The organism is Candidatus Parakkermansia intestinigallinarum, from assembly GCF_944389695.1.
GTDB classification, from domain to species: Bacteria; Verrucomicrobiota; Verrucomicrobiia; order Verrucomicrobiales; family Akkermansiaceae; genus Akkermansia; species Akkermansia intestinigallinarum.
Genome location: NZ_CALXNG010000028.1, coordinates 1 through 26,951 on the forward strand (window position 1 = coordinate 1; position 26,951 = coordinate 26,951).

Below are 26,951 nucleotides of genomic sequence, written 5' to 3' on the forward strand. Positions count from 1 at the left end.
GTGCTCGTGGAGTGCAGCGGTGGCTCACTCGGTGGTCTGATATGCGGTTTCCACACACTTTGCGCTTGACCCAAAAGGGCAGGGGGGCAGGAGGCACCCCTGCCCTTTGGGCAGGATAACATGGTCGGCGCTTGTCGACAAGTGAAAAAACAGCTTTTTTCATTTGTTCGGTTCTCTCTGACGCGGCGCGGCCGGAGGCGGCGGGTCTATACGCAGGAAGCGGTCGGCTCTCATGGAGCCGACCGCTTCTTCTGCGGAGTGGAGCATAGCGGGTTCGAACCGCTGACCTCCTCAATGCCATTGAGGCGCTCTACCAACTGAGCTAATACCCCGTTGCGCTGTTTTGGTGACCCCGAATGGGGACGCGCGAATTATAGCGACGTTTTGACTCGCGGTCAAGTAAAAAAATGCGGAAAATTGTCCGAGGGCGTTTTTTATGGGGGCGCGAGGCGGCGCTGCGCTTGCGGCAGGGAGGCGCTTCAGGCAGGGCGGCGCCTCGCGTGTCGGGCGGGGATCAGGTGTGGGCCGGGGTGCCGAGGGAGTCGCCCTGGCGGGCATAGGTTTCATAGCCGGCCGCGGTGTTGGCGAGCAGGTCGGCGTCGAAGCGGATGCGGCCGGGCTCAAAGAGGGTGATGACGGTCGAGCCGCCGAAGGCGAAGTAGCCCTGTTCGTCGCCTTTGCGGACCGGGCGGTCGGGATGGTAGGTTTGGCGGATGGCGCCGACGCCGGTGGCGCCGACGGCGATGCTGATGACGGTGCCGAGCGTTTCGGTGTGCAGGAGGGTCATCTCGCGCTTGTTCGTCCACAGCCAAGCGAGCTGCTGCCGCAGGCAGTAGGGGGAGACGCTGGCGAGCGGGCCCGGCAGGTAGACGGGGGCTTCGGGAAGCCCGGCGGCGACGAAGTGGAAGCGGTGGTAGTCGACGGGGGCCAGGCGGGAGATGAGCATGCCGCCGCGGCGGTAGCGCTCGGCCAGCTCGGCGTCGTCCAGCAGGGCGGGCAGGTCGAAGCGCTGGCCTTTGATGTAGCCGCCTTGCAGGTCGGAGGCGTCTTGCCACGCGCTGTGTCTTCCGTCGGCCGGGAGGGCGAGCTGCGGGTCGGGGCAGACGGGGCGCGCGCCGGGCTTGAGGCGGCGGGTGAAGAAGGCGTTGAAGCTCTCGTAGGCGTGCAGGGGGAGTTCGACTTCGTCGAGGTTGATGTTGTATGTTCGGACGAAGTCCGGCAGGCTGCGGGTGCTCAGCGGGCTGTCTTTGACGTAGCCGATGAGGCGCGAGAGGATGGCTCGCTTGAAGAGGGCATGGAGGCTCAGTTCGCCGAGTTTGGTGCCGTAGATCCAACGCAGGGTGCGTTCGCTGACGACTTGCTCCTGCTGTTGCCGGCCGCTGTAGCGGTCGATGATGATGATGCCGGGGGCGGTGTCGCCGGAGTTGTTGTGGCGGAGAGAGAGGGACATGGCGGTGAGGGGGAGCTTGGCTGCCGGGGCGGATGGAGTTTGGTCTGATGCGGTCGGGTCTGATGCGGCCGAGGGCCGTGCGCTGATGCGCGCGGACCTCGGCCGATAAGGGGTGGGGAGGGGGCTGCAGGGTCAGCTCCGGCGGCTGACGGTGGCTCCGGCCGAGCTGCCGGTGTCGGTCTTCTTCTCGGCTTTGCGCCGGGCTTCGGCGGCCTCGGCTTCGGCTTTGCGCTTGGCATTGTCCGCCAGCTGTTGGTGCGCCGGGTAGATCGCTTCGGGCGCTTGGGTGATGCTGACGGAGGTGACGCCGGTCTTGGTGATGCCGTAGAGCTTTCTGGCCATGTAGTTCGGCGTGCGGATGCAGCCGTGCGAAAGCCGCTTGCCGGCGACGACGCGCCCGGTGTGCATGCCGACGCCGTCGGCCGTGAGTCGCTGCCAGTAGGGCATGGACGAGCCGACGAACTTACCGCCTTCGGGAACTTCGTCGTTGAGGATGTCCGCATTGCCGTTGACGATCTTGCCCTCCTGATCGTAGATCTTGCCGTAGCGGCCGGAGCGGTAGCTTTCCTGCTTGAAGCGAACCTTGTATTTTCCGGTGGGGGTCAGGTGTCCTTCAACTCCCGTTGATACGGGCCAGTCGGCGGCTACCTGCCCGTCGACGTAGAGGCGCCCGCGCTGCTGGTCGAGGCAGATGTAGATGGGGCTCTGGGCCGTGGCTTTTTTGAGCAGCTCGGAGTTCTCGTAATACTCCATGGTTTTGGGGTATTTCAGGCGGTCATGGACGAAGCGCTGGTACTTGTCCTGCGGGGGAGCCGGTTTGTTTTCCTGAACGCTGCTGCACGAGCTCAGCCCGAGCAGGGCGGCTAGGCCGAGGCAGAGGGTCGGCAGAAGAGAGTGCGTCTTCATGGCGAAAGGAGCTTATTTGATGATGACGGGGGTGCCGACAGGGGTGTTCTCGTAAAAAATCTGCGCCATGCGCCGCGGCAGGCGAATGCAGCCGTGGCTCTCAGGTGCTGAGGTGACGAAGCCCTCGTGCATCCAGATGCCGCCGACGATCTGCATGCCGAAGTTCATTTCCGCACCCTTGTAGATGCCGCCCCGCGGGATGCTCATGCCGCGCGACCAGTTTTCGACAAGGGTGTTGCCGTAGGCATCGACGATGCTGCCGTAGGTCGAGGAGCGGTGGTCGATGTCTTTGGATTGAATTTTGAAGGTGCCCTTCGGGGTGCCGTGCCCGGCCTTGCCCGATGAAATGGTCGACCAGCCGACCAAGCGGTTGCCGACGTAGAACTTGGCCTGTTGCAGGCCGGTGTCGATGACGATGAGTTTGGGGCCGGTGAGTCCGGACGGCATGTCCCAGCTGCCGTCGCTGACGCTCTGGTCGATGGGGCGAACAAGGGTGTTGCGGCCGAAGGCGTAGGGCTCGACGTTGTTGGCAAGGGTGTTGATGTCCTGGCTGCAGGAGGTCAGCAGACAGATGGCGGGAGCCAGCAGCAGTGTCAGGTTTCGTTTCATATTTTGAGAAATGTTATCGCAGCCGACAAGGTGCCGAGGCATGTTATCACCGAGTCTTGAGGGTTGTCAAGGCTTTTTCCGCGTCATGACGGCGAAAGATTCGCGCGCGCGTGCGGAGCGAGTCGGGGCTTGCGCTGCGCTGTGCTTCGTGTTAGCATGGGAAATGCGCTTGTTTCTGGCTCCGATGCAGGATGTGACGGATGTGGCGATGATGCGTACGCTCGCTCGCGTGGGGTCGCTGCCGGATTGTTTCATGACGCCGTATTTTCGCAGTACGGCGTCGACTTGCGCGATGGCGGAGGCGAATTTGCGCTGCATCGAGCAGAATGAGACGGGGGTGCCGGTGGTGGCACAGCTCGCCGGTAGTGAGGTTGAGCCGCTGGTGCGCGATGCCCGGGAGCTGATGCGCTTGCCTGTGGCCGGGGTGAATTTGAATGCGGGCTGCCCGTCGCCTCTGGTGAATCGCCACGGGGCGGGGGCGGCTTTGCTGCGCCGCCCCGAACGCTTCCGCGCGATTTTGCTGGCGCTGCGCGATCTGTTGCCGCCCGGGGCCTTCAGCGTGAAGTGCCGCTTGGGCTGGGAGGATGCGCGCGCGGAGTTTCCGCGTTTGCTGGAGTTGCTGGATGAGGCGCAGCCCGATTTTGTGATGGTGCACGCGCGGACGCGGCGCCAGCTCTACGGCGGCGTGCCCGATGAGGCGGCGCTGGCCTTGGCGGTGCGTTCGCTGCGCTGCCCGGTGTTCGGCAACGGCGATGTGCGGACGCTGCCGCAGGCGCAGCGCTGGTTGGCGGAGCTTTGCCCGGCGGGGCTGGCAATCGGTCGCGGGGCAGTGCGAAATCCCTTTCTGTTTCGCATGCTGCGCGGGGCTCCGGCGCCCTCGCCCGAGGAGTTGCGGCAGTATTATCACGTGCTGGCGGAGGAGACGGAACGCGTGCTGCCGCCGCGGCGTTCGCCGGCGGCGCACTGCAATCGGATGAAGAAGTATCTGGCCTTCTGCTATGATGACTTTTCGCCGGAGCAGGAGTATGCGCTGCGCCGTTGCACGCAGATGGATGAGATGTTGCGGATTCTCGACGAGAGGTGACGGGGCGCTGCCGCCGAACCTGCGCTGCTGAACGAGAGCTGCGGTGTGCCGGCGCTGCGCGGAGGGGACTGCTGCGCGGAGGAGGCTGCTGCTCGGAGGAGGATGCAACCCCACACCGACCTGCGGTGCAGGGGAAAAGGGCGGTGCCGGAGAAAAGGGAGGTGGGCCAAAAGTTTTTTATCCGAATTCGGATTTTAGCCTTGATGCGGGGAGCGGAGTATGCTAGCTTGAAATCCGAATTCGGATTGAAGAGCGATGGCGATGTCGATCAGAGAGGCTTGGCTGGCGCTGGATGAGGACTTTCACCACCGGAATCACCTGTGCAGCGAGTTTGCGGCGCGGTGCGGGGTGTCCGACACGGCGTTTTTGGTGTTGTACACCCTCCGGGCATACGGCGAGGGACAGATGCAGCACCGGATAGCGGCCCTGTGGCATGTGGCGCCGCAGAGCGTGAACTCGGCGGTGAAGCATTTGCTGAATCTGGGTTATTTGCGCTTGGAGGCGGCGTCCGGCGGCGGGCGCGGCAAGGCTTTGTTTCTGACGCCCGAGGGGCTGGAGTTTTGCCGGGGAAGGGTGGATGCGTTTTTGCGGGCGGAGGCGGAAATTCTCGAGCAGTTGTCTGCGGAGGAGTTGGAGCTTTACGTGGCGCTTTCCCGCCGCCTGCCACAGGCGATGGAGGCGGCGTTGCGCCCTTGTCGGGAGGAGGCGAAAGATGAGTTTGCTGGCTGATTTTTTGCGCCGTCGGCGCCTGATGTTGGTGCTGCTGGTTCTGCTGATGCTGCTGGAGGTGGGCTCGGGGTTGATGATTCCGACGATGACGGCGGAGTTGATCAATCGCGGCTTGGAGGGGACGGAGCCGGCGGTGATTGTGCGCGGGGGCTGTCTGATGGCGGCCGCATCGCTGCTGGCGGGGCTGGGGGCTCTGGCCGGCAGTTATCTGACGGCGCGCTTGGCGGCCGAGCTGGGGCGTTATCTGCGGAATCGCCTCTATGACCACGTGCTGCGTTTTTCGGAGGCGGATATGGAGCACTTCGGCACGGGCTCGATGGTGACGCGCACGCTCAGCGATGTGAACGTGGTGCAGCAGGCGCTCGTGATGCTGGCGCTGATGGTGCTGCCGGTGCCGGTGGTTTGCCTGCTGGGAATCGGCTTGTCTTTTTATTTGGATGCGACGATGGGCTGGCTGATGCTGGGGGTGACGCTGGTCTTGCTGCCGCTGATGGTGGTGGTGCTGCGGCTCGCGGCTCCCTGCTTCGTGAAGTTGCAGCTTTTTCTCGACCGCATGAACACGGTGGTGCGCGAGGTGGTGACCGGGGTACGCGTGATCCGCGCGTTCAACAAGGAGGAGCACGAGGTGCAGCGCATGGAGACGGTTTTTCGCGATTACCGAGGGGTCGCGGTGAAGGCCAATCGCCTTTTCGCCGGGATGGAGAGTACGGCGCTGCTGTTGGTCAACGTGATGCTGGTGGTGATTCTTTACGTCTGCGGGGTGCGGACGGGTGCCGGAGCGATGGAGATGGGCGATCTGGCGGCGGTGAGTCAGTATGCGGTGCTGGTGCTGTTTTTCCTGATGATGGCGCAGATGGTGATGGTGATGATGCCCCGCGCGGGGGTGTGCTTGAGGCGCATTCGCGGGGTGTTGGAGTATGAGCCTTCGATTCAGGATGGGGAGGACGCGCCGGGGGCGCCGATGTGCCCTGCGCTGCCTTTGTCGGCCGCGTCGTCTGCGCCGTCTGCGTCGGGCGTGTCGGGCGTGTCGGGCGTGTCGGGCGTGTCGGGCGCCGCGCGGCTGTCGGGGGAGGCTTTGCCGGTGATGCGCTTTCGCTCGGTGTGTTTCCGCTACCCCGATGCGGAGGAGGATACGCTGCACGATATTGATTTCAGCTGCCGCCGGGGGGAGACGACGGCGATCATCGGCAGCACGGGATGCGGCAAGTCGACGATTGCGAAACTGATGCTGCGCTTTCTGGACGTGACGTCGGGAGCCGTCGAGTTGTTCGGGACGGATGTGCGCCGCCTGCGGCAGGCCGATTTGCGGGCGCGCGTGGCTTGCGTGCCGCAGCGCTCTTGGCTGTTTTCCGGCACGATTGCCGAGAATCTGAGCTACGGTTTGCCGGGGGCGTCGCCGCAGCGGATGCGGGAGGCGCTGCGGATGGCTCAGGCCCAGTTTGTCGAGGAGCTGCCGGAGGGGCTTGACGCGCGCGTGGCGCAGGGCGGTACGAATTTTTCCGGCGGTCAGCGGCAGCGTCTGGCGATTGCTCGGGCGCTGATGAAACCGGCGGATTTGTTTTTGTTCGACGATAGTTTTTCGGCCTTGGATGTGCGCACGGATGCCGCGCTGCGCCGAGCGCTGCGCGAGGGCTTGCGCGACGCGGCGGTGTTGGTGATTGCCCAGCGTATCAGTTCGATTGCTCACGCTGATCGGATTGTGGTGCTGGAGGATGGCCGGATGGTGGGCTGCGGCCGCCACGCGGAGCTGATGGAGAGCTGCGCGGTGTATCGCGAGATAGCCCGCTCGCAGATGCGAAGAGAGGAGGATTGTTCGCATGGCTGAGGCTTATCAGGAAGAGGCGGCGACGGAGGAGCGCGGCGATGATTACGGGCTGGACCGCCCGGCCGACCTGCGGCGCACTCTGCGACGCCTGCGCGCCTCGGTGAGCAATCAGCGGCTGCGCCTGTGGCTGGTGCTGCTGTCGGTTGTCTGTTACACGTTTTTTGCGATTGCGGCGCCGATGTACAGCGCGACGGTGGTGGATCTGATGTGGGGGCAGATCAAGGAGGCGCGCGCCGCGGGAGAAAGCTGGACGGTGAGCTGGGATTCGGGCGGGCGTGAGCTCTGCCTGCTGTTGGGCTTGTATGTCGCGGCCGGACTGTTTTATTTTGTGCAGTCCTTTTTGATGGCGAGTTTTGCGGAGCGCCTGAGTTTTCGCCTGCGCGGTGAGATTGCCCGCAAGCTTCAGCGCCTGCCGCTGGCTTTTTACGACCGCCGGCAGCCGGGCGAGGTGCTCAGCCGCGTGACGAATGACTTGGATAAGATGGCGGAGGCTTTTCAGACGGGGGCTCTGAAGCTGATGACCTCTCTCGGGCTGATCGCGGGGTCGCTGGCGATGATGCTCCGGCTGAGCCCTTGGCTGACCTTGGTGTTTGTGTTTTTTATGGGCTTGTCGCTGTTGGCGACGCGCGTGGTGGCGGCGCGAACGCTGCGCTCGGCGCTGCGGCGGCAGGAGTGCGTGAGCCGGGTGACGTCGCTGGCCGAGGAGTTTTACACCGGGCGGCGCGTGATTCGGGCGTTCAACCGCGAGGCGGAGAGCTCGGCCGAGATGCACCGCGCGACGCGGAGTCTGGCCGAGGCTGCTCAGAGGGCCGATTTTCTGGTCTTTGCGATTAACCCGGCCGTGCGCTTCATCAACCGCGCCGGGCAGATCGGCATTGCCGTGGGCGGTTGCGTGCTTATGCTGCACGGGCGCCTGAGCGTGGGGGCCTTTCAGGCGTTTTTCCAGTTCGTGCACCAAGCGGGCGAGCCGCTGACGGAGCTTTCGTACATGCTCAATGCGATGCAGTCGTCGCTCGCCTCGCTGGAGCGCGTGTATGCGCTGCTGGATGAAGAGGAGATGAGCCCCGATGCGCAGACTCCGGCGGCGGGGGCTGCCTCGCTGCCGCGCGCGCGGGGCGAGGTGCGCTTTTGCGGGGTGCGCTTCGGCTATACGCCGGGGTCATTGCTGATGCGCGATATCAACTTCTCGGTGAAGCCCGGGCAAAAGGTGGCGGTGGTGGGATCGACGGGGGCGGGCAAAACGACGCTGATCAATTTGCTGATGCGCTTTTACGAGCTTGACGGCGGCTGCATTCTGCTCGACGGGGTGCCGACGACGTCGATGTCCCGCCGCCGCCTGCGCGAGCAGTTCGGCATGGTGTTGCAGGACACGTGGCTGTTTGACGGCACGATAGCGGAGAATATTGCCTACGGCCGCCCCGATGCAACGCGAGAGCAGATTGCGGCTGCCGCGCGCGCGGCTCGGGTCGATTTTTACGTGCATACGATGCCGCAGGGCTATGAGACGCGCCTGTGCAATGACGGGGAGCTGCTGTCCGTGGGGCAGCGGCAGTTGCTGACGATTGCGCGTGTGTTTCTCTGCGATCCGGCGCTGTTGATTTTGGACGAGGCGACGTCGAGCGTCGATACGCGCACGGAGCTTGAAATCTCGCGCGCGATGCGCCGCCTGATGAAAGGACGCACGAGTTTCGTCATTGCCCACCGACTCTCGACCATTGTTGACGCCGATCTCATTTTGATGATGCGGGACGGCGATATCATCGAGCAGGGAACACACGATGAACTGCTGCGCGCCGGCGGAGCCTACGCCGAGCTCTACAACAGCCAGTTCACCTGAGCCGCCGCAAGGGACGCGCCGCCGGCGGAGAAAAAGCCCCGCAGCCGCGCGCGAAACAAACGTCGCTCAGCCTCGGCTCTCGGGCCGCGCAGCCCTGAGCCCCGCGGCAGCCCCTCGGCTCGCTGCTTCAGCAGCGCGAAATCCTCAGCCGCGCACCTTGAGCCCGAGCAGCATCTGGGCGTTGTTGCGGCTCTGGCGCATAAAAAAGAGCAGGCGCTCCATCGCGTCCTCCGGCTTGTGATTGGCGAGGCCGCGGCGAATGAGGCGGATTTTTTCGAGCATCAGCTCGGGCAAAATGAGCTCTTCGCGGCGAGTCCCGCTCTTGAGAATGTCGACAGCGGGGTAAATGTAGAGCTCGGCGATGCGTCGGTTGAGAACGAGCTCCATATTGCCGGTGCCCTTGAACTCCTGGAAGATCAGGCTGTCCATCCGGCTGTTGGTCTCAATGAGGGCCGTGGCCAGAATGGTCAGCGAACCGGCGTTGCGCGTGTTGCGAGCCGCAGCGAAAAGGCGGCGCGGCATTTCGAGCGCGCGGGCGTCGATGCCGCCGCTCATGGTGCGGCCGCTGCCGCGCTCGGCATTGTTGTAGGCGCGGGCGAGGCGGGTGATGGAGTCCATCAGAATGAGAACGTGCCGGCCGCTTTCGACGAGGCGTTTCGCGCGTTCGATGCAGAGCTCGGCCATGCGGCAGTGCTCGCGCACGCCGCTGTCGTTGCTCGAGGCGTAGATCTCCGCTCCCGGCAGAGCTCGCTTGAACTCCGTGACCTCCTCGGGGCGCTCGTCCACCAGCAGAATCATCAGGTGCAGATCGTCACCGTAATTCTCAAGAGCACCCTCGGCGATATGCATCAAAAGCGTCGTCTTGCCCGTTCGCGGCGGCGCGACAATGAGCCCGCGCTGCCCCCGAGCCACCGGAGCCACCAGATCGAGCGTGCGCGTCGTGAAGCGGTTGCGCTCCGTCTCAAATGCGAGGCGATGCGTGGGGTTGACGGCCTTGAGATCCTCAAAATGAGGAGCCGCGGCGGCCTCCTCCGGGCTTTGTCCGTTGACTTCGCTGATGCTCAGCAACTGGTGGCCGCGCTCGTAGCGCTGCGCCATGCCCTTGAGCTGAACGAAGGGCCGCAGCGCGTACTTGCGAATCATCTCGGGAGAAACGTAGATGGCGTCATCGGACGGAGCCCAATTGTTTTCCGGCACGCGGATAAAACCAAAGCCCTTTTGCGTGATCTCAAGCAGCCCCGTGATCGGCTGCGGCTCACCGACAGGCACGTAGGCCTTCTGCCCGGCAGCAGGCTCGGCTGCCTTGCGCTGGTTATTCCAAGAGCCGCGATTTTTGCGAGCGGCAAATCGCGTCACATTTTCCTGCCGGACCTTCTGCTGCTGGCGGTTGCTCTGCTGCTCGCGGCGACCGAGTGCGGCGAGCTGTCGCTCGCCGTTCGGCGCATGGCGGCGGGAGCGGCGGCGCGTTGGGCGCAGTGCGTCCTGCTGTTCGGTAGAGGGGGAATCCGATGCGCTCATGGCAAGGGAAAAAAGAGAAATCAACGGGCTGAAAAAAGCCCGGGAGCGGGGCAGCTCAATCTGCCGCCCCGCTCCGGCGGGTAACAAAAGGAGAATCAGAGCTGCTCGAGAACGGACTCGGCAATCTCAAAGTTGGTGAACACGTTCATCGTGTCATCGTAATCGTCGAGCAACTCGTAGAGCCGCATGACCTTGTGAGCCGTCTCGACGTCTTCGATCATCGTCGGGTTTTGAGCCACGGAGATGAGCTTCATGCCCGTCACGTTTTTGCCGGCGGCACTCAGCGCCTCGCTCACCGCTTGCAGATCGGTCGGCCCGCAGATGAAATTCCACTCGCCGTCGTTTTCACCGGGCGTGTATTCATCGGCGCCGCAGTCCATCGCGAGCTCCATGACGGCATCCTCGTCGAGCGTCTCATCAACGATGCTCACTTGGCCCTTGCGGTCAAATTGATAGGCGACCGAGCCGGGGGTGCCCATGTTGCCGCCGTTGCGCGAGAAAATGGTGCGAAGCTCCGACGAGCAGCGGTTCGTATTGTCCGTCGCCACTTCGACGATCAAGGCCGTGCCGGCAGGACCGTAGCCCTCGTAGGTCATCTCTTGGATGGAAGCCCCGGAGAGCTCGCCCGTGCCCTTCTTGATGGCGCGGTCGATGTTGTCCTTGGGCATCGAGGCGGCCTTGGCACCTTCAATAGCAGCGCGAAGCCGGGGGTTGGTGTCGATGTCACCGCCGCCGCTCTTGGCGGCCAGAGTGATTTCATGAGAGTAGCGGGCGAAAATCTTGCCCTTCTTCGCGTCGGCTGCTGCCTTCGTGAACTTGATCTTGGACCATTTATTATGACCTGACATGCTGTTCCGGTGGGGTTTTGTAGATGAAAAGAGAAGAGGCGCTCGAACTTGTTACACGCAGGCGGCGGAGTATCGCGAGCTCCTCGCCGGAAACGGTCTCCGGGCTGCCGTCGGTCTCCAGGCGATGACGGTTAAAGAACGGATCGAACCTGCCGTCTGATTGCGGGCACCACTGCACCCGTCTCCGGTGAAAATCGAGCTGACAGGATTCGAACCTGCGACCTCTTCGTCCCGAACGAAGCGCGCTACCAGCCTGCGCTACAGCTCGATTGGCTTAAAGCCGCAGGCAGTATACATGAATCTGCCGCGAAAGGCAAGCGTAAAATGACACACATCAGCAAAAAACAACATTTTTCCGAAAGAAAAGGCCCTTGACGAGGCTCGGACGACGGCCGAAACCGAAGATAAAACATCCCCCGCAGAGCGAGAGTGGCTTTGCGGGGGATGCCGGAGGATCTGTCCTTCGCCGGACTCAGGCGCCGTATTTGGCTTTGCGGCGGGCTTCGTTCGCCTCGGCGTTTTCGCGGTTCTGTTTGACTTTCTCCTTGGCCTGTTTGCCGCGAATGGAGATGTCTCGGTCGCCGTCTTTCTCATACCGATCGAGAATCTCGAGCACCCACGGGCGGTCGTAGAGACCCGAGAGCGTGTTGATGACGCGAATCTTGGTCTCGCGATCGCGCTTGATTTCCTGATAGCGCTTATCGGCCGCAGCGCGCTCGGGGGTGCCCTCCTTGAAGGCGTCCACACCGTCGACCTGCTCGATGATCGTCATGGCGTCGGAAGTGTCGGGGAAGGGGTTGCCGAAGCAGGCCTTGAGCAGATTCATAGCCTCCTCGGAGCTGCGATCGCGGTTTTGACCGAAGACGGAGCCCATGGCCTGATCGAGCAAGATCTCATAGCGCCTCTCGCCGCCCGTTTGCGAGCGCAATTCGCCGATGTAGGCGAGCTGCGAGTCATCGCCCCAGTAGGCGAAGAAGGGCATGAGCTTCGACCAGTTGTTCTTGTCGCCCATCATGCCCTTGAAGTGCTCAAGAGCCTTCTGCGAGCGGCAGCGCGCCAGAGAGCGAATCAACATGCGGTTGGTTCGGTACTCCTCGTTGACCGACTCAAAGACACGGTCGGCCACCTTGGACTGCTCGTCGGGATCTTCAATCTTGGAGAGGACGGTGTCCAGACAGTTGACAAGCGTTTCGGCGAGCGTCGGGTCGAGCTCTTTGCTCGAGAGCTGAGAGATGATTTCATCGAGATCCTTGACCGTGAGACGCAGCACCATGGCGTTCCAGACACGCGCGAGTTTCGTGTTCTTGGCGCTCTTGTCCTTCCAGCCCTTGCTGTCGGAGATGGCCTTGGCCACCAGACGCAGCTTGTCGTTGATTTTGCTGTTGCCGGCACCGGTGGTCGCCGTTGCAATGTCGCCGATCAATTTCTCAAAGAGACGCTCGTCGATGCTTTGGCAGTGCTCGCGCAGACCGTCGAAAACGAGTTTTTCAATCTTGCTGTCGCGGGCGGCGGCGTAGGCCAGCAGCGGGCTGAAGGCCATGGCGCCGTCAACCGGCCTGTTGCCGAGGAGCGGGTCGCCGTTGGGGGCCGGCTGATGCGGATCGATGATCAAGCCGAGCATGAACTCTGCATCGTCGAACGAGCACTTGATGTCGGCCTTCTTGCCTTCGTGCACGTTGTGCTCGGCGCGCAGCGAGAGCTTTTTGAGGGTCTCCGCGCGCCCTCGCATCTCCTTGGTGAGGCGGGTATTCTTGTTGACGGTCATCACGTAGGCCGTGCAGCCGATGCCGACAACGGCGAGGATGCCGAGGCAGACGTAAAAGACCGGGCGCTTGTGCAGGGGCTTGGCTTCGGCCTGCTGCTGCAGCATGGTCAGGTAGGCGTCGCGGGCATCGAGCTGCTCTTCGGTCAGTTCGGGCGGCAGCTCACCGCCGGGAATTTCGACGGAGACGTCGGGCTGTTCGTCGGAGATCGGCTCGCCGGGCTCGGCCGCTTGCGGGGCTTCAGCAGCGGGGGCAGGGGCGGCTGTCTTGGCGGCGTTCGGTTGGGAGAGGCGGGCCGCTGTCGGCTTCAAAGCCGTGGTGGCCGGGCGGGCTGCTGCGGGTTTCAACGCTGCGGCGGCCGGGCGAGCCGCAGCGGGGCGGAGAGCCGGTCCGGCAGGTTTCGGCGCAGCGGTGGCTGCGGGTGCAGCGGGTGCAGCGGGTGCAGCGGCGTGTGCTGCGGCGGCTGCCGAAGGCGCAGCGGCGGGGCGGAGCGTCGAGGGTTTGAGCGCCGCCGGCTTGGGAGCCGCGGCCGCGGGGCTCGGAGCCGCTTCGGCCGCAGGTTGTGCGGCAGCGGGCTTGAGGGTTGAAATCGAGGTCTTGGGCAGCGCGGCGGGGGCCGGTTTGCTCATGCCCGAAGGCTTGAGCGTGCTGACGGACGATTTGGGAAGAGCCGTAGGAGCCGGTTTCGCCATGCCGGCGGGGCGGAGCGTCGAGACGGAAGACTTGGGCAGAGCTGCGGGAGCGGGTTTGGCGAGACCGGCGGGGCGGAGCGCCGCGCTTCCGCCTCTGGACAGCGGAGCCGCAGGATCGTGGGTGGGGACAGGCTTGATGACGGGGCCGTCGGGAACCTGAACGGCGAGAGCCTTCGCCTTGAGCTCGGCCTCCTGCGCTCTGGCTGCGGCCTCGGCAGCAGCGGCGGCAGCGGCAGCAGCGGCGGCCTTCGCCTGCGCCAACTCCGCCTCGCGGCGTGCGTTGAAGAGCTCTTCTCTGGCCTTTTGCGCCGCTGCCTCTTCCTCGGCAGCTTTGCGAGCGGCCTCTTCCTCGGCGGCCTTGCGGGCTGCCTCTTCTTCAGCAGCCCGGCGGGCGGCTTCCTCTTGCTGAGCGGTCTGCTGCGCTTCGTACTCGGCCATTTGGCGGTTGTACTCCTCCATTTGGCGGTTGTACTCCGCCAGCTGGCGCTCGTACTCGGCGATCTCTTCGGGGCTGGGAGAGGCGGGGGCGCCCTGGTCCGCAGAAAGAGCGGGGTCGAACTCGGCCTCGGGTGCCGGCGCTGCGGCCTCGGCCTGCGGCGAGGCCGCTTCGGGCGAGGGAGCTGTCTTGGGGTGAATGATACTTCCGTCGCCGCTCTTCAGGAGGACGCGGCGCGTGGGAACGGTGCCCGAGTTGAGGAGGGTGCGGCGCGGTGAGGGATTGGGAGAAGCTGTGTTAAGTCGCGGAGCTGCCATAGGTTCTGAAATGGATACGAAGTGTATACTAGCGCATTCGCTCCGCGATTGCAACCCAAGATTGCGGCCGGAAGGGCATCGCAGACATTTTTTTCGCGCTCAGCGATGCCGTCGCACCGACGGACGCCCCCTCGCGGCGGGCATGAAACCCGCGGCTGCCGCCGACGATGCAGCGGGAAAATCAGCGCTCCTTGCCCTCGTCGCTGCGGCCGGCCTCGCCCTCATCGGCGTCGGCTCCGCCCTTGCCTCCGGCGGCGTTGCTCCCCCGGTGTCCCTTGCTCCTCCCGTCGTCCCCGGAATCGTCCCCCGAGGCGCGGGGAACGCGGAGCAGGCGGTAGGTCAGCCCGAGGGCGAGCATGAGAAGCAGGGCGCAGAGGTAGCAGCCGACGCCGATGCGGTGCCCGCCTTCATCCATGCCGGCGGCCGCGGCGATGGGCGTATAGAGCGTGACCCAGGTGTAGACGATGCCGCTCGCGAGGGTGAGCAGGGCGCAGACTCGCAGCCCGATGAGACTGTTGCGCAGCGTCGGCGAGAGGGACAGGGCGATGGTGAGCCCGGCGGCTATGCCGGCGCAGAAGCGGATGGCTGCACTCTGCTCGCTCATGGGGGCAAGGTTCGCGTCAGCCGTGGGCAGCAGCATGAAGAAGCCGATGAAGACGGCCGCCAGCAGAACCGTCAGCGCGATGGTCTGCTTGTTGCGGGTGAGCAACAGGGGGATGAGCGCGATGAGAATGCCCGCCCCGACGGCATTTTGATGCTGCCCGAAGGCGGGTGCCGCCTCGAGAGGCGCGTAGCCCGGCATCATGCTGCCGAAACCGATGACATAGACGCAGAGGGCGGTCGAAAGCGCCAGCAGCGCGGCAAGGCGGCTGCGCGTGCCGTCGGGTTGCGGCAGCAGAAGAATGAGCGCCAGCGAGCCCGCCATCGCGATGACGAGGAAGGGCAGAGCCTGCCCCCACCACCAGAGCAGGCCGCAGCTCAGCGCGAGCGCGGCTATGAGAAAGACGGCGGCAAGTCGCAGGCTAGGGCCGGCTGAGCGCCGCTCAAGCAGCGCCGGAAGCATCAGCATGAGGATGAGTCCCACGCCCATTTGCAGCATCAGGAAACTGCGCCCGTCGAGCGAGGCGAAGACGTCCGGTCGCTGCAGCCAAGGAAAACAGAAAGCGGCGAGACTGGTGATGCAGCATGCCCCGAGCGGCCACGCGCACCAGGCACTGCAGCGGGCGAGGTTGAGCAGACCGGACTCCGGAATCCGGCGGGCGCCGCAGAGCGGCAGCAGCGCGAGCCAGAAGATGGCCCCGATGCCGAGAGCCGCCATGAAGCTTGCCGCAGCGAAGAGACTGAGCCCGAGAGGTATCTGAAGCTCCCACCAAGGGACGATGCCCAGAAAGGCGGCATCGGGGCCGAAGGGGTTGGCATCCATGGTCTTGGTCAGCAGAGCGTTGACCAGGATGAGCACAAAGACGAGGATGAAGAGAAAGAGGCGGTGTTTCATGTTCGGATAAGGGGTGAGATGCGGCGAAGCGGCGCGGCGTTGGATAATAATCAGAAGAGGCGAGCGGAGGAGGGGAACGAGGGGGCGACGAGCGAAGGGGAGGACGACGAAGAGGCTCAGAGGGCGGCGGGAAGGGCGGCGGCCCTTTCGTCTGCCGTTTCGGCGGCTGTTTCGTCTGCTGTTTCGGCGGTCGGGGGCTCTTGGGGGCTTTCAGCGGAGTTTTCGCCGCGGATGAGGCTTCGGCAATGGGCAAAGACAGCGTTGATTTGCGCCGGGCTGAGCCGCTGCCCGAAGGCCGGCATGGCCCCGCCCTTGCCCTCGCGCAGCGACAGCAACAGGCTTTCGTCGTCGCGGTCTTTGAGGCTGCTGAGATCGGCGATACCGGGCATTCCCGGCTGCTCGGCGATGAAGCTGCGGGCGTGTCCGTCGAGCCCGTGGCAGACGGCGCAGTGGCGCGCAAAGAGCACGGAACCGCTCTCGGTGGACACGGTGTCGCCGAAGGGCACGCTGCCGATCGGCGGAGGCTGCGGGGCGGAGACCGCGGGCTTGCCCCTCTCTTGCACGGCATCGGGCATGAGGCCGAACACGTCGATGTCCACTTGCCAGATGAGGTAGCCGAGGCCGAAAATGGCGGCGAGAGCGATGATGAGGTTGAAGATGAAAAGGTCTTTATTCATGGCGGCGCAGGATGATGAAGAAGTGAATCGCACAGGCCAGTCCCGCGCCGAGCAGGGCGCTGACCAGCATGCCGGGAAGGTGAAAGATCGGCCCCTGCGGCACACCCTTGAGCGAGCCGGCAAGGTCGCTCCACTGGGTTTGGCTGCTCCAGAACAGCAGGAGAGCCAGCGCCCCCGCGCCGCCCAGCAGAGCCGTCGTGCCCTGATGCGTGCGCGCGGCCGGGGCGGCGTCCAGCGGGTCGAGCCTTTCCTCCGGCATGCGTGCCGAGAGACTCAGGTAGAGGGCGAGAAAGAGCCCGATGCTGCCGATGAGCATGCCGACATCCGTAGCTGTGGGGCTGTAGCTGCCCGCCGTTGCTGCCAGAGAGCGCCCGACGACGATGTGGACGCGCTCCAGCCACATGCCCGCAAGCACGCCGAGGCTGACGACAGCACAAAACAGCCTTTGCCGCCGCAGGGGTGCAGCCCACAGCAGAGCGGGCAAGCCCACGTTGAGCACGAACATGCCGGCGTAGCTCGCATCAAAGAGCTCGGGGTGGCCGATGAGCTCGACGGCGTAAAAGAGCCCCATGGCCATGGCCATGCTCAGAGTGAGCAGGGCAAGACGGCTCAGTACCCCCGCATCCGCCCGGCGAGCCAGAGCGATGAGCATCACCATCGCCATGCCGCTGAGCAGAGCTCCGCAGACGAAGTAGGGCGGAATGAGCGCCGAGTTCCAGCGGAGAGTTACGGCAAAATCGCTGCCGACGATGGAGTGCACACTGACGACCAGCGGCGTGAGAATGCCGGCCAGCAGCACGCAGCAGCGCCCCCAAGCCGCCCGCTTCGGGCCGTCGGGCAGGGACTCGCCCGCGATGCCGATGCGCCAGTAGAGCAGAGAGAGCAGGAGATAGGAACTGACGGCGAGCGCATCCCAGACCAGCGGCGAGCAGAGATCGGGCCAAGCGCCCGAGGCGACGGGCAGGGGCGAGAGCATCCAGACCATTTGAATGCGGCCGACGTGCACCAGCGGAAAAACGGCGGCCGTGATGACGGCGCAGAGCGTCATCAGCTCCGCGTGGCGGGCAATGGCCAGCCGCCATCGCTGCCTCGTGAGTAGGAGAATCGCGGATATGAGCGTGCCGGCGTGGCCGAGGCCGATCCAGAAAACGAAATGGACGATGTCCCAGCCCCAAGGCACGGCATTGTTCACCCCCATCACGCCGGGTCCCTCGGTCGCAATGCGCAGCGCCCCGCCGCCGAGCCCCCAGAGCGCCGTCAGCGCACAGAGCAGGGCAAGCGCAACGCGTCGGCGCGCTGCGCGCCGACCGCTCTGTCCTAAGCTCGTCACGGGCTGCATTGTAGCAGATACGGCACGGCGGCGCAAGACGATTGCGCGACAGCCTTCCCCGAGCTCGCGAACAGCCTTGCGGAGCCGAATTTCTGATTATTATTCATCGAATGCGGCGGCTCGCGACTCAGAGCGGATATGGAACAGAGACCCAAGAGCCGCCGAGAGACCTCCGAGAACCGCTGCCCGAAACCGAGGCGCCTCCCTCCGAGTGAGCCCGATCGGCACAGCATCGCGCGGCGATGGCGCCGCTGCCCGGTCAGAATCGAGCCGCAGGGACTGCCCGCCGCACCCTCCGCCTCCGGGCACCGCGCCCTGCCGCACCGAATCGCGGCCGCGCTGCTGATTCTCGCCGGGCTGTTGACGGCAAACTGCGACTCGAAATCCGAGGCGCCGCGAGCCCTGCCCCGCTACGTCGTTTCCGTCGCCTCCCCCGTGCGGGGCGACCTGCCCGTGTATCGCGAATGGGTGGGGCGTTTGCAGGCTCAGGTAACGGCGGCGGTGCTGCCGCAGGTCGAAGGCTACGTTCAGGAGCGCCTCTTCACCAACGGACAATCCGTCAAGCGCGGCGACTTGCTCTACCGCATCGACTCGAGGCGCTACGAGCAGGCCCTGGAGCAGGCGCGGCAGAAGAGGAGTCAGGCGCAGGCCGACGCCGTCGCCGCCGAGCAGGATGTCGGCTATTACGCGCCTCTCGTGGCCAACGGAGCCATTTCTCGCCAGCAATACACCAACGCGCAGCAGACGGCCAAGGCCGCGCGCGCGGCCCTTCAGGCAGCCGAGGCCGGTGTGGCTCTGGCTGAAACGAACGTCGCGTACTGCACGCTCAGCTCGCCGGTAGACGGCATCATGGGCTTTGCGGAGGCCGACGTCGGCAGCTACGTGTCGCCCAACGGCCGATCCATGGTGACGGTCAGCCGGCTCGACCCGCTGCGCGTTTACTTCAGCGTCAGCGAACAGGAGTGGCTGCGCCAAGGCGGAGTCGGCGGCCCGCTGAGCCCCGGGCAGAAGGTGGAGGTGCTGCTGCCCTCGGGCGAGCCCACGCCGCAGCCCGCCGTCATCGTCGGTGCCGATAACGCCGTGGACAGCTCCACCGGCACCATCATGCTCGATGCCTCTCTGCCCAACGTCGGCGCCATGCTGCGGCCGGGCATGTTCGTGACCGTGCGGGCGCTCGTCAGCGAGCAGAAGGACGCCCTGCTCGTGCCCGTCAGCGCCGTCGTCAGCCTGCAGGGAAAAACCATGCTGGTGCAGCTCGACGCGCAGAACCGCGCCTCGCTCGTGCCCGTGCAGACCGGCTCGGAATATCGCGGCATGGTCTCCGTCACCGGCCCGATCAGCACCTCGTCGCGCATCGTCGTCACCGGGACGCAGCAGGCGATGATGGCGGCCGAGGGCCGCGCCGAGCTGGAGGTCGCGGGCGGCGGAGCGAGTGATGCGGGCAGCGGAGCGGATGACGCAGGCAGCGGAGCGGATGACGCAGGCAGCGGAGCGGATGACGCGGGCGGCGGAGCGGATGACGCGGGCGGCGGAGCGGATGATGCGGGCGGCGGAGGTGCCGCGCCCCGAACCGCTCCCTGAGCAAAGCCTGCGAGCGAAAAAAAGCCCTGCCCCCTGCAAGCGCAGGCGGCAGGGCAAAGTCACTTTGCCGAGGCTCAGAGGGTGATGCCCAGCTGCTCGGGCAGAGCAATGCGCGGGCGCTCGGTGAGAATCTCACCGCCGTGCGAACCGACGGCCACCGTATGCTCGAAGTGAGCGGACCATGAACCGTCTGCGGTAATCGTCGTCCAGTTATCCTCGAGCACCTTGACGCGGAAGCCGCCCATCGTGATCATCGGTTCGATGGCCAGCACCATCCCCCGCTTGAGTCGGGGCAGGGGGTAATTGGGGCGGTAGTTCGGAATCTGCGGCTCTTCGTGCAGGTGCCGCCCCACGCCGTGGCCCACAAAGTCGCGCACAATGCCGAAGCCGTAGGGCTTGACGAAATCCTCAATCGCGCCGCACACCTCGCTGAGCGGGTTGCCCTGTTTGGCCTGCTCGATGCCGCGGAAGAGAGCCTCCTCCGTCACCGCCAGCAGGCGGCGCACCTCCTCGCTGACTTGGCCGACACCCACCGTCATGGCATTGTCGCCGTACCAGCCGTCGACGATGGCCCCGGCGTCGAGGCTGACGATATCCCCCTCGCGGATGACGCGCGAGCCCCCGATGCCGTGCACGACCACCTCGTTCACCGAGATACAAAGGTGACCGGGATAACCGGCGTAGCCGAGGAAGGCATTGCCGCAGCCTTCGCGAGCGAAGAGCTCAGCGGCATAATTGTCGATATCCTTCGTCGTGATACCGGGTTTGATGATGGTGGCGAGCTCCATGAGAATGCGGGCGGAGACTTCGCCCGCCTTGCGCATTTTGCTCAGCTCATTGGGGTTGCGTACGGGAATTCGATTGGACATGGCAATGCGGTTCGTGTTTGCGCCGAGTATAGCACGTTCACCGCCAAAAGCAACCCCCGACGCTCAGAGCGCGAGGGATGGGCCGTAGTGCGCTGTAACACTCTTGTAACACAGATGCCGGATTTTCCGCTGGAACGCCATGCCCGCTTGTGCTAAACTGTAGCTGCAACCCAACCGTATATCGCGCCTATGTCACTACACATTCAGATGTCTGAAGAAGCGGAGGCCGAGCTTCGCAAGAGCGCCCTTCGCAACCGTCTCTCGTCGCTCGGTGCCAGCTTGCTGCTCATCGTGCTCGGCGGGCTCATCCTCTTTTTCACCGCCGTGCTCATCGTCAAAGAGACGGCCGCCGAGTTCGTCTCTTACAACCCGCCGACCAAGGATGCTCCGCCGACGGAGCGCCAAGTGCAGCAGGATTTGAGCTCGAAGGCTTCCTCGCCTTCGGCCAACGTGGCTCCGAGCGTGATGGTGGCCGTGGGCGCCACGAGCCCCGTGCAAATGGCTGCCGTCGATCTCGACATGGCTTCGCCCGATGACTTCGGCATCGGTGAGGAAATCTCGATGGGCATCGGCTCGGGCGGCATCGGTGACGGCCTCGGCAGCGGCGGTTCGGGTCTGGGTGACGGCGAGTCCGGCGGCTCGGCTCTCACCGGCACCTTCTACGACCTCAAGCAGAAGCGCAGCGGCGCGTCCACCGGCATTCGTCCTCCTCAGGGCGTCGGCGGTCAGGTGCCCGAGGCGGATTTGCCCAAGGTTCACGAGGCGCTCCACGACTTTACGCGCAACTGGAACGAGAGTTCTCTCTCGCAGTATTACCGCTCGGAGCAGAAGCTTTACGCTTCAAACTTCTACCTGCCGCGCTGCAAGGCTGAGTACGCTCCCGCCGCCTTCCAATGCAAGGATCGCGTGAAGCCCGCCGCCTGGATGGCCGTGTATCGCGGCAAGGTGCGTGCCCCCAAGAGCGGCAAGTTCCGCTTCGTCGGCACGGGCGACGACTTCATTGCCGTGCGCTTCAACAACAAGCAGGTGCTCGAGGCCGGCTGGTGTATCCCTTCGACGTATAAAAAGGGTGAGGGCACCAAGGCCGGTACCCGCGGCGGCGCTCAGACACCTCACGGTCGCGAATACCAACAGCGCATCAAGGAGGGCAAGGATCCCGATCATCGCGACTACGTGATTGCTCACTACGAAAACCTGGCCGACTGGAACTCCCAATTAGGCGGTCTGACGGCAGGCACGCCTTTCGAGGTGAAGGAAGGCAACAGCTACCCGATTGAAATTCTGGTCGCAGAATGCCCCGGCGGCGCCTTCGGCTTCGTGCTGCTGCTCGATGAGTACGACGAAGAGACGAAGAGCTGGAGATTCCCCGGCAAGACACTCGACCTCTTCCGCACGAACTTCTCCGAGCCCGACAAGAAAGAGCTTGAGGAAATGGTGCGCAAGGAGGGCTGCCTTGTCGGCCCGATGCAGTGCCCCCCGTACAATTCGGATTCGCTCATCTGGGTTGCCGTGCCCTGACGCCGGGATGCCCGGATGCCCGGATGCAACATGCGTTAACCGCCCCGCTCCGAAGGCTCGAGCTTGGCAGGCTTCGGAGCGGGCGGGCTTGTAACGCAGTTGTAACACTGGCGGAGAACTTTCTGCTGGCAGAGCGCTCGGCGCCGTGGTAGACTACGTCCGTAAACTCACTACTTCTCGCATATGTCCCTACACATCCAGATGTCAGAAGAAGCAGAGGCTGAGCTTCGCAAGAACGCCCTTCGCAACCGGCTCTCGTCGCTCGGTGCCAGCTTGCTGCTTATCGTGCTCGGCGGGCTTATCCTCTTTTTCACCGCCGTGCTCATCGTCAAGGAGACGGCTGCCGAGTTCGTCTCTTACAATCCGCCGACCAAGGATGCTCCGCCGACGGAGCGTCAGGTGCAGCAGGATCTTACGTCTAAGGCCTCCTCGCCTTCGGCCAACGTGGCTCCGAGCGTGATGGTGGCCGTGGGCGCCACGAGCCCCGTGCAAATGGCTGCCGTCGATCTCGACATGGCTTCGCCCGATGACTTCGGCATCGGTGAGGAAATCTCGATGGGCATCGGCTCGGGCGGCATCGGTGACGGCCTCGGCAGCGGCGGTTCGGGTCTGGGTGACGGCGAGTCCGGCGGCTCGGCTCTCACCGGCACCTTCTACGACCTCAAGCAGAAGCGCAGCGGCGCGTCCACCGGCATTCGTCCTCCTCAGGGTGTCGGCGGTCAGGTGCCCGATGCGGACGTGCCCAAAATTCACGAGGCTCTCCACGACTTCATGCGCAACTGGAGCGAAGCATCGCTGCGCCAGTATTACACCTCCGAGACGAAGCTCTACGCCTCGAACTTCTACCTGCCCAGCTGCAAGGCTGAGTACGCTCCCGCCGCCTTCCAGTGCAAGGACCGCGTGAAGCCCGCCGCTTGGGTGGTTGTCTACCGCGGCAAGGTGCGCGCCCCCAAGAGCGGCAAGTTCCGCTTCGTCGGCACGGGTGACGACCTCCTTGCCGTGCGCTTCAACAACAAGCAGGTGCTCGAGGCCGGATGGTGCATTCCCTCCACCTACGCCAAGGATCAGGGCACCAAGGCCGGTTCGCGCGGCGCACTCAAAACCGAGCACGGCAAGGCTTACCACCAGGCCATCAAAGAGGGCAAGGACTCGGGCCACCGCGATTACGTGATCGCCAATTACGATGGTGTTGGTAAGTGGAACCGGGAACTGGGCGGCTTGACGGCCGGTACCCCGTTTGAGGTGAAGGAAGGCAACACGTACCCGATTGAGATTCTGATCTCGGAAGTGCCCGGCGGCGCCTTCGGTTTCGTCCTCCTGCTCGATGAGTACGACGAAGATTCGAAGAGCTGGAAGTTCCCCGGCAAGACGCTCGACCTCTTCCGCACGAACTTCTCCGAGCCCAACAAGCAGGAGCTCGAGGATCTGGTGCGCAAGGAGAACTGCTTGGAGGGCCCGATGGAGTGCCCGCCCTACAATGCCGATTCGCTCATTTGGGTTGCCGTTCCCTGAGCCGTGACTCCGACTCGAATCTGAAACCTATTCTCACTCTCAACAAAATGACCGCCTCGCCTGCGTGCGAGGCGGTCATTTTGTTGAACTCCGTGCCCCGAGCCCCGTTCCGCTGCCGTTTGGCGGCGGCTGGGCGGGGACGAATACATCCACCTTCAAAATCGTCTCAAGAGAGGACGGGCTTGGCGAGCCTCGGCCGAAACGCCATGCGGCGTTTGCTGCTTTGAGGCGCCTCTCGCCGAGACCGATCGCGCGGGACGGGTGGTGCGGCGAGACGCCGCCTTGTCGCTTTCACATCCCGCTTCCGCGACAAGCGGATGATTTTTTCGCTTAACCCGCAGCTCGGGGCAGCGGCACGGTTCGGGAGCTCGGCGAGGGCTTGGAGCGCGGCGCCGAGCCGAAAAACGGAATCATCTGCCGGACTCCCGTCCTCGGCGCCATCCGTCCTCTCTCGCCGTCCCGGGCGCGCGTTGCGCCGTCTCGGGTGCGCGTTGCGCCGTCTCGGGTGCGCGTTGCGCCGTCTCGGGTGCGCGTTGCGCCGAGTGCGCGGGGAATGGTCGGCTCCCGCGGCTGGGACGGCTCCGTTGAGCGGGGGAGGGGGCTGCGCGTCACGAGAGCTCAGCCAAGAAGCCGCTCTCATCCAGATAGATGCGGTTGGGCAACGAGAAGGGCGAGGCGAGCGAGGGGCCGGTGATGGTGATGCCGTCCCCGGATTCTCGGCCTTCGGATACTTCAAAGCCCGGCAGGAGCAGACCGCGGGTGCGCGGGCGCGAGCCGAGTTGAATCGTGCCGTCGCGCAGTTTCATGACGCTGTGGCGCATGCTCATCGAGATGATGATGCTCGTGAGGCTCGCGTAGCCCGGGCGCCAGCGCATGTTGGGCGTCGAGATGTCCGGCCCGTTGCTGAAGTCGTAGAAGGGTATCTGGCGCGGCGGGATGCTCGTGAGCAGCAGGCGCCGCATATGCGAGCTGCCGACAATCTGCGAGATCTCGGGCCCGATCACTTCGTCGGGCTCATCAATGAGGTGCACGGGCGTGCCGGTGATGACGGGCCAGAGGACGCCGAGCACGAGCTCGTGCGGCTCTTCGTGGCCGACCGTGGTGAGCAGGTGATGGTGCTCGCGCAGGGCATTGACGCGGCAGACCTGCGAGACGTTGAGCCAGTAGCGGTGCAGCATCACGAGATCCGAGCTGCTGCGGATGAGCAGGCCGACCCAAGCCGATGCCGCCGGGGGCAGATCGGGCGGGGGCTGCCGGCTGATGAGCGCTGCGGCCAGTTGGATGCCGGAGAGCGAGCCGTCGCGGAAGAACAGGAAGGGATGGTTGCCGATGGCTTCCAGCGTGCTGATGAGATCCTGCTTGTTGCCCACCGTTGAGTTCTCCAGGCTGATGGCCGAGAGCTTTCGGAAGGCGTTGCTGACGGCGTGGCTGCTGATTTCGTCGCAGGACTGGGGCTCGCCCACGGCCACGGTGTAGGCGTAGGGCAGCTGCTTGGGCAGCTTGGTGAAGAATCGGTTGCGGTAGAAGGAGAAGATGCTGCCCCAGAGGCCATCCATGTAGATGGGTATCACGGGCGCTTTGGCGCGGCGGGCGATCATCTCCATGCCTCGGCGAATCGGGGTGAGGCATCCGCTGCGCGTCAGCTGCCCTTCGGGGAAGATGCAGATGAGGTCGCCGTTTTGAATCCCCTGCGAGGCACTCAGCAGAGCCTCGCGCGGGTTTTTGGCGGAGATGGGCAGGGAGTTGAACAATTCGAGAATCCAGCTGAGAATGCGGCTGCCCATGAATTCGGCATCGACGATGAAGCGCACCGTTCGCGGGCAGACCATGGTGAGGAAGAGGGCGTCCGCGTAGGTGACGTGGTTGACGACGAGCAGGGCGCCGCCGCGCTCGGGCAGGCGCTCGGGGTTGATGATGCGGGGGCGGTAGACGAGCTTCATGCACCAGATGCCCACCATGCGGATGAACTCCTGCGGGATGAGTCGCAGCGAGGTCACCATGATGAAGACGCTCATCAGGAAGAGGACGAAGAACTGGAACTGCGGCGGTGCGCCGAAGACCTCGTGGAGCACCCACATGAGCGCCACGGCGACGAGACCCATGAGGTTGTCGATCAGGTTGCCGGCGGCGATGATGTTGCCTCGGTTGGCGGGGTCGCAGTTGTCTTGCAGGTAGGCGTTGAGCGGTACGAGGTAGGCGGCGCCGAAGGCTCCGATGCAGCTGAGCATGATGTTGCTCGCCAGGGTGTTGGGCTCGAGGATGGAGAGCAGCAGTGCGCTGACGGTGATGCCGATGGCTCCGAAGGGAATCAGGCCCAGCTCATTTTTGCCCTTGCAGAGCTGCGAGGCCACGGCGCCGCCGGCCACGATGCCGCCGGTCATCCACGCCATGAGGATGCCGCACTGCAGCGAGAAATCCATGGTCGGATCGTGCGCTTGCAGCCCTTTGGCAATTTGGATGAGGATGAGGAAGAGGGAACCGGCCAGACACCAGAAGAAGGAGATGCCCAGCTCGCTGATGCGCAGCAGGCGATCTTTCCAGAGGTATTTGATCTGCACGAAGTGCTCGTAAAAGAGGCTCCAGCGGAAGGGTTTGCGCTGCCGGGCCGGGTAGCGGGGCAGCAGGAAGGAGGCCGCCGAGACGATGAGCGCCAGAATGACGAAGGTCCATGTCGGTACGATGACGGCGCTCCAGCCGGCTTCTTCCGTGCCGTCGGGCAGCTGGGAGTACACGGAGAGCAGGTGGCTGAACCAGAAGAACACGCCGATTTGGGCGGCGAGCAGCACGAAGACCATGCTCATCTCAATGATGCCCGAGCCGAAGCCGATGTAGCGCGAGCCGAGCAAGTCTTTGACGATGCCCTTCTTGGCCGGGCTGAGGATGGTCGCCTGCGTCGCGAAGACGGAGAACCAGATGATGGCGGCGTGCATGTCGTGCCGGTAGAAGCAGAAGAGCATGCAGGACATGACGAAGACCTGCAGCAGACTCATCACCTGAATGATGCGCGTCTTGCAGAAGCAGTCTGCCAGCCAACCCACGAGCGGGGAGAAGAGAATGTAGGGCAGCACGAAGATGGCGCCGAGCATGTACTCCAGCGTGCTGTCGGCCGCACTCCAGAGCCAGACGCCCAGCGGAATCAACAGAAACTGAACCGCCTTTTCGTTAAAGGCGTTTTGAGCCTGGACGGCAACAAGCGTCCAGAAACCGCACCACTCCTTGCGCGTGGGCTCTTTGTAGAAGTCATCCTCGTCTTCAGCCATGGAGTCTCAGCTCATTATCTCATCGGATGCGCCCGCTGGCAAGCCAAATTGCCGCGAGGCCGCATCCCGGGTTCACATTCGTTGCCGGGAAGGATGAAAAAGCACACGGCTTTGCCGGTAAAGCCGTGTGCTGAAGGATTGCAATGACTGCACGCGGGAAGCCCGGAGCGACGGAGCGGCTCGGCTGCCTGCGGCAGGGAAGGGGATTTACTCGTAGACGCGGTAGTTTTTGGGCTCGCGCGGTGCACGGCGCTCGCGCTCGCAGGGAGGCAGCATGCTGTTGAGGTGATCCTTGAGGATGGTATCCTTGAGCCCCTCATCGTTGCGGCGCGTGATTTCGCGCACCTCCTTGGCCTCGTCATCGCGGCGCTTTTCGGCGCGCTGGCGTGCCTTGTGGTACTCGTCGATGCTGGCCTTCTGTCGCTCGGTGGCGACTTTGCGGAGCGCGTCTTCGCTGACGTCAGAAGCGGTGAGATCGGGCGCAGCCTGAGCGAGTCCCGCGACGCAGAGTGCTGAAATGGTGAGGAAGAGACGTTTTTTCATGCTGGTGTAGTGACAATCTGAGTATAGGGGAGCTGCGGCGTAAGTCAAGCTCAATTTTACGGCGGGGCATTTTTCTGCACATGTGTCCCAAAGTTTCAAGGCGCGGTCATTTTGACCGCGCCTTGAGTACACAAAAAATGGAGGCTTGATTT

19 protein-coding genes and 2 tRNA genes are annotated in these 26,951 nt (G+C 64.2%); 7 read left to right on the top strand and 14 right to left on the bottom strand.

The features are described 5' to 3' along the window. Positions 1-259: 259 nt before the first annotated feature. From AC6UAL_RS07730 to AC6UAL_RS07745, 4 genes are all read right to left on the bottom strand, one after another. A tRNA-Ala gene (locus AC6UAL_RS07730) sits at positions 260-332 on the bottom strand. 182 nt (positions 333-514) lie between these two features. Further along, a complete protein-coding gene (locus AC6UAL_RS07735) occupies positions 515-1,450 on the bottom strand; it encodes a phosphatidylserine decarboxylase (protein WP_500682803.1) in 936 nt (311 codons plus the stop codon). A gap of 132 nt (positions 1,451-1,582) precedes the next feature. Further along, a complete protein-coding gene (locus tag AC6UAL_RS07740; RefSeq protein WP_500682804.1) occupies positions 1,583-2,356 on the bottom strand; it encodes a L,D-transpeptidase family protein in 774 nt (257 codons plus the stop codon). A gap of 12 nt (positions 2,357-2,368) precedes the next feature. After that, the gene (locus AC6UAL_RS07745) at positions 2,369-2,965 is read right to left on the bottom strand and encodes a L,D-transpeptidase family protein (RefSeq protein WP_500682805.1); all 597 of its coding nucleotides are present in this window, start codon (positions 2,963-2,965) and stop codon (positions 2,369-2,371) included. Between the two features lie 148 nt (positions 2,966-3,113). On the opposite strand from AC6UAL_RS07745, the gene AC6UAL_RS07750 reads away from it, so the two are divergent. The 4 genes from AC6UAL_RS07750 (at position 3,114) to AC6UAL_RS07765 (ending at position 8,440) form a co-directional block, all read left to right on the top strand. Beyond that, a complete protein-coding gene (locus AC6UAL_RS07750; protein WP_500682806.1) occupies positions 3,114-4,049 on the top strand; it encodes a tRNA dihydrouridine synthase in 936 nt (311 codons plus the stop codon). Positions 4,050-4,310: 261 nt separating this feature from the next. Beyond that, positions 4,311-4,778 carry a MarR family winged helix-turn-helix transcriptional regulator gene (locus AC6UAL_RS07755; RefSeq protein WP_500682807.1) on the top strand — a complete coding sequence of 156 codons (468 nt, stop codon included), beginning with the start codon at positions 4,311-4,313 and terminating at the stop codon, positions 4,776-4,778. Beyond that, complete coding sequence (locus tag AC6UAL_RS07760) at positions 4,762-6,603, top strand: ABC transporter ATP-binding protein (protein WP_500682808.1); 1,842 nt, start codon at positions 4,762-4,764, stop codon at positions 6,601-6,603. The genes AC6UAL_RS07755 and AC6UAL_RS07760 overlap by 17 nt, the downstream gene beginning before the upstream one ends. After that, a complete protein-coding gene (locus AC6UAL_RS07765; protein WP_500682809.1) occupies positions 6,596-8,440 on the top strand; it encodes an ABC transporter ATP-binding protein in 1,845 nt (614 codons plus the stop codon). The genes AC6UAL_RS07760 and AC6UAL_RS07765 overlap by 8 nt, the downstream gene beginning before the upstream one ends. Positions 8,441-8,584: 144 nt before the next feature. Here the strand turns inward: AC6UAL_RS07765 and rho are convergent, their stop codons facing one another. From rho to nrfD, 7 genes are all read right to left on the bottom strand, one after another. Beyond that, positions 8,585-9,958: a transcription termination factor Rho gene (rho, locus tag AC6UAL_RS07770; protein WP_500682810.1), complete on the bottom strand. Its 1,374-nt coding sequence runs from the start codon at positions 9,956-9,958 to the stop codon at positions 8,585-8,587. Positions 9,959-10,053: 95 nt separating this feature from the next. Continuing rightward, positions 10,054-10,806, bottom strand: a complete 753-nt coding sequence (locus AC6UAL_RS07775; protein WP_500682811.1) for a YebC/PmpR family DNA-binding transcriptional regulator — start codon at positions 10,804-10,806, stop codon at positions 10,054-10,056. A gap of 194 nt (positions 10,807-11,000) precedes the next feature. Then, positions 11,001-11,074: transfer RNA gene (locus tag AC6UAL_RS07780), tRNA-Pro, on the bottom strand. A gap of 204 nt (positions 11,075-11,278) precedes the next feature. Next, on the bottom strand, positions 11,279-14,014 hold the full coding sequence (locus AC6UAL_RS07785) for a hypothetical protein (RefSeq protein ID WP_500682812.1): 2,736 nt from the start codon (positions 14,012-14,014) through the stop codon (positions 11,279-11,281). Positions 14,015-14,195: 181 nt separating this feature from the next. Further along, positions 14,196-15,509, bottom strand: coding sequence for a hypothetical protein (locus tag AC6UAL_RS07790; RefSeq protein WP_500682813.1), 1,314 nt, complete (start codon positions 15,507-15,509; stop codon positions 14,196-14,198). A gap of 116 nt (positions 15,510-15,625) precedes the next feature. After that, a complete protein-coding gene (locus AC6UAL_RS07795; RefSeq protein WP_500682814.1) occupies positions 15,626-16,186 on the bottom strand; it encodes a c-type cytochrome in 561 nt (186 codons plus the stop codon). Beyond that, positions 16,179-17,516 (bottom strand): NrfD/PsrC family molybdoenzyme membrane anchor subunit, encoded by a 1,338-nt coding sequence (gene nrfD, locus AC6UAL_RS07800; RefSeq protein WP_500682815.1) that lies wholly within the window; start codon positions 17,514-17,516, stop codon positions 16,179-16,181. The genes AC6UAL_RS07795 and nrfD overlap by 8 nt, the downstream gene beginning before the upstream one ends. A gap of 138 nt (positions 17,517-17,654) precedes the next feature. On the opposite strand from nrfD, the gene AC6UAL_RS07805 reads away from it, so the two are divergent. Beyond that, positions 17,655-19,097 (top strand): efflux RND transporter periplasmic adaptor subunit, encoded by a 1,443-nt coding sequence (locus AC6UAL_RS07805; protein WP_500682816.1) that lies wholly within the window; start codon positions 17,655-17,657, stop codon positions 19,095-19,097. Between the two features lie 74 nt (positions 19,098-19,171). On the opposite strand, the gene map is transcribed toward AC6UAL_RS07805, so the two are convergent. Beyond that, on the bottom strand, positions 19,172-19,966 hold the full coding sequence (gene map / locus AC6UAL_RS07810; RefSeq protein WP_500682817.1) for a type I methionyl aminopeptidase: 795 nt from the start codon (positions 19,964-19,966) through the stop codon (positions 19,172-19,174). A 189-nt stretch (positions 19,967-20,155) separates the two neighbouring features. Here map and AC6UAL_RS07815 point away from each other — a divergent pair, with 189 nt between their 5' ends. Together AC6UAL_RS07815 and AC6UAL_RS07820 are read left to right on the top strand one after the other, a co-directional pair. Then, on the top strand, positions 20,156-21,484 hold the full coding sequence (locus AC6UAL_RS07815; RefSeq protein WP_500682818.1) for a hypothetical protein: 1,329 nt from the start codon (positions 20,156-20,158) through the stop codon (positions 21,482-21,484). A gap of 183 nt (positions 21,485-21,667) precedes the next feature. Further along, the gene (locus tag AC6UAL_RS07820) at positions 21,668-22,996 is read left to right on the top strand and encodes a hypothetical protein (RefSeq protein WP_500682819.1); all 1,329 of its coding nucleotides are present in this window, start codon (positions 21,668-21,670) and stop codon (positions 22,994-22,996) included. 608 nt (positions 22,997-23,604) lie between these two features. On the opposite strand, the gene AC6UAL_RS07825 is transcribed toward AC6UAL_RS07820, so the two are convergent. Both AC6UAL_RS07825 and AC6UAL_RS07830 read right to left on the bottom strand, forming a co-directional pair. Further along, positions 23,605-26,256 carry an MFS transporter gene (locus tag AC6UAL_RS07825; RefSeq protein ID WP_500682820.1) on the bottom strand — a complete coding sequence of 884 codons (2,652 nt, stop codon included), beginning with the start codon at positions 26,254-26,256 and terminating at the stop codon, positions 23,605-23,607. A 207-nt stretch (positions 26,257-26,463) separates the two neighbouring features. Beyond that, positions 26,464-26,799, bottom strand: a complete 336-nt coding sequence (locus tag AC6UAL_RS07830; RefSeq protein ID WP_500682821.1) for a hypothetical protein — start codon at positions 26,797-26,799, stop codon at positions 26,464-26,466. Between the last annotated feature and the right edge of the window lie 152 nt (positions 26,800-26,951).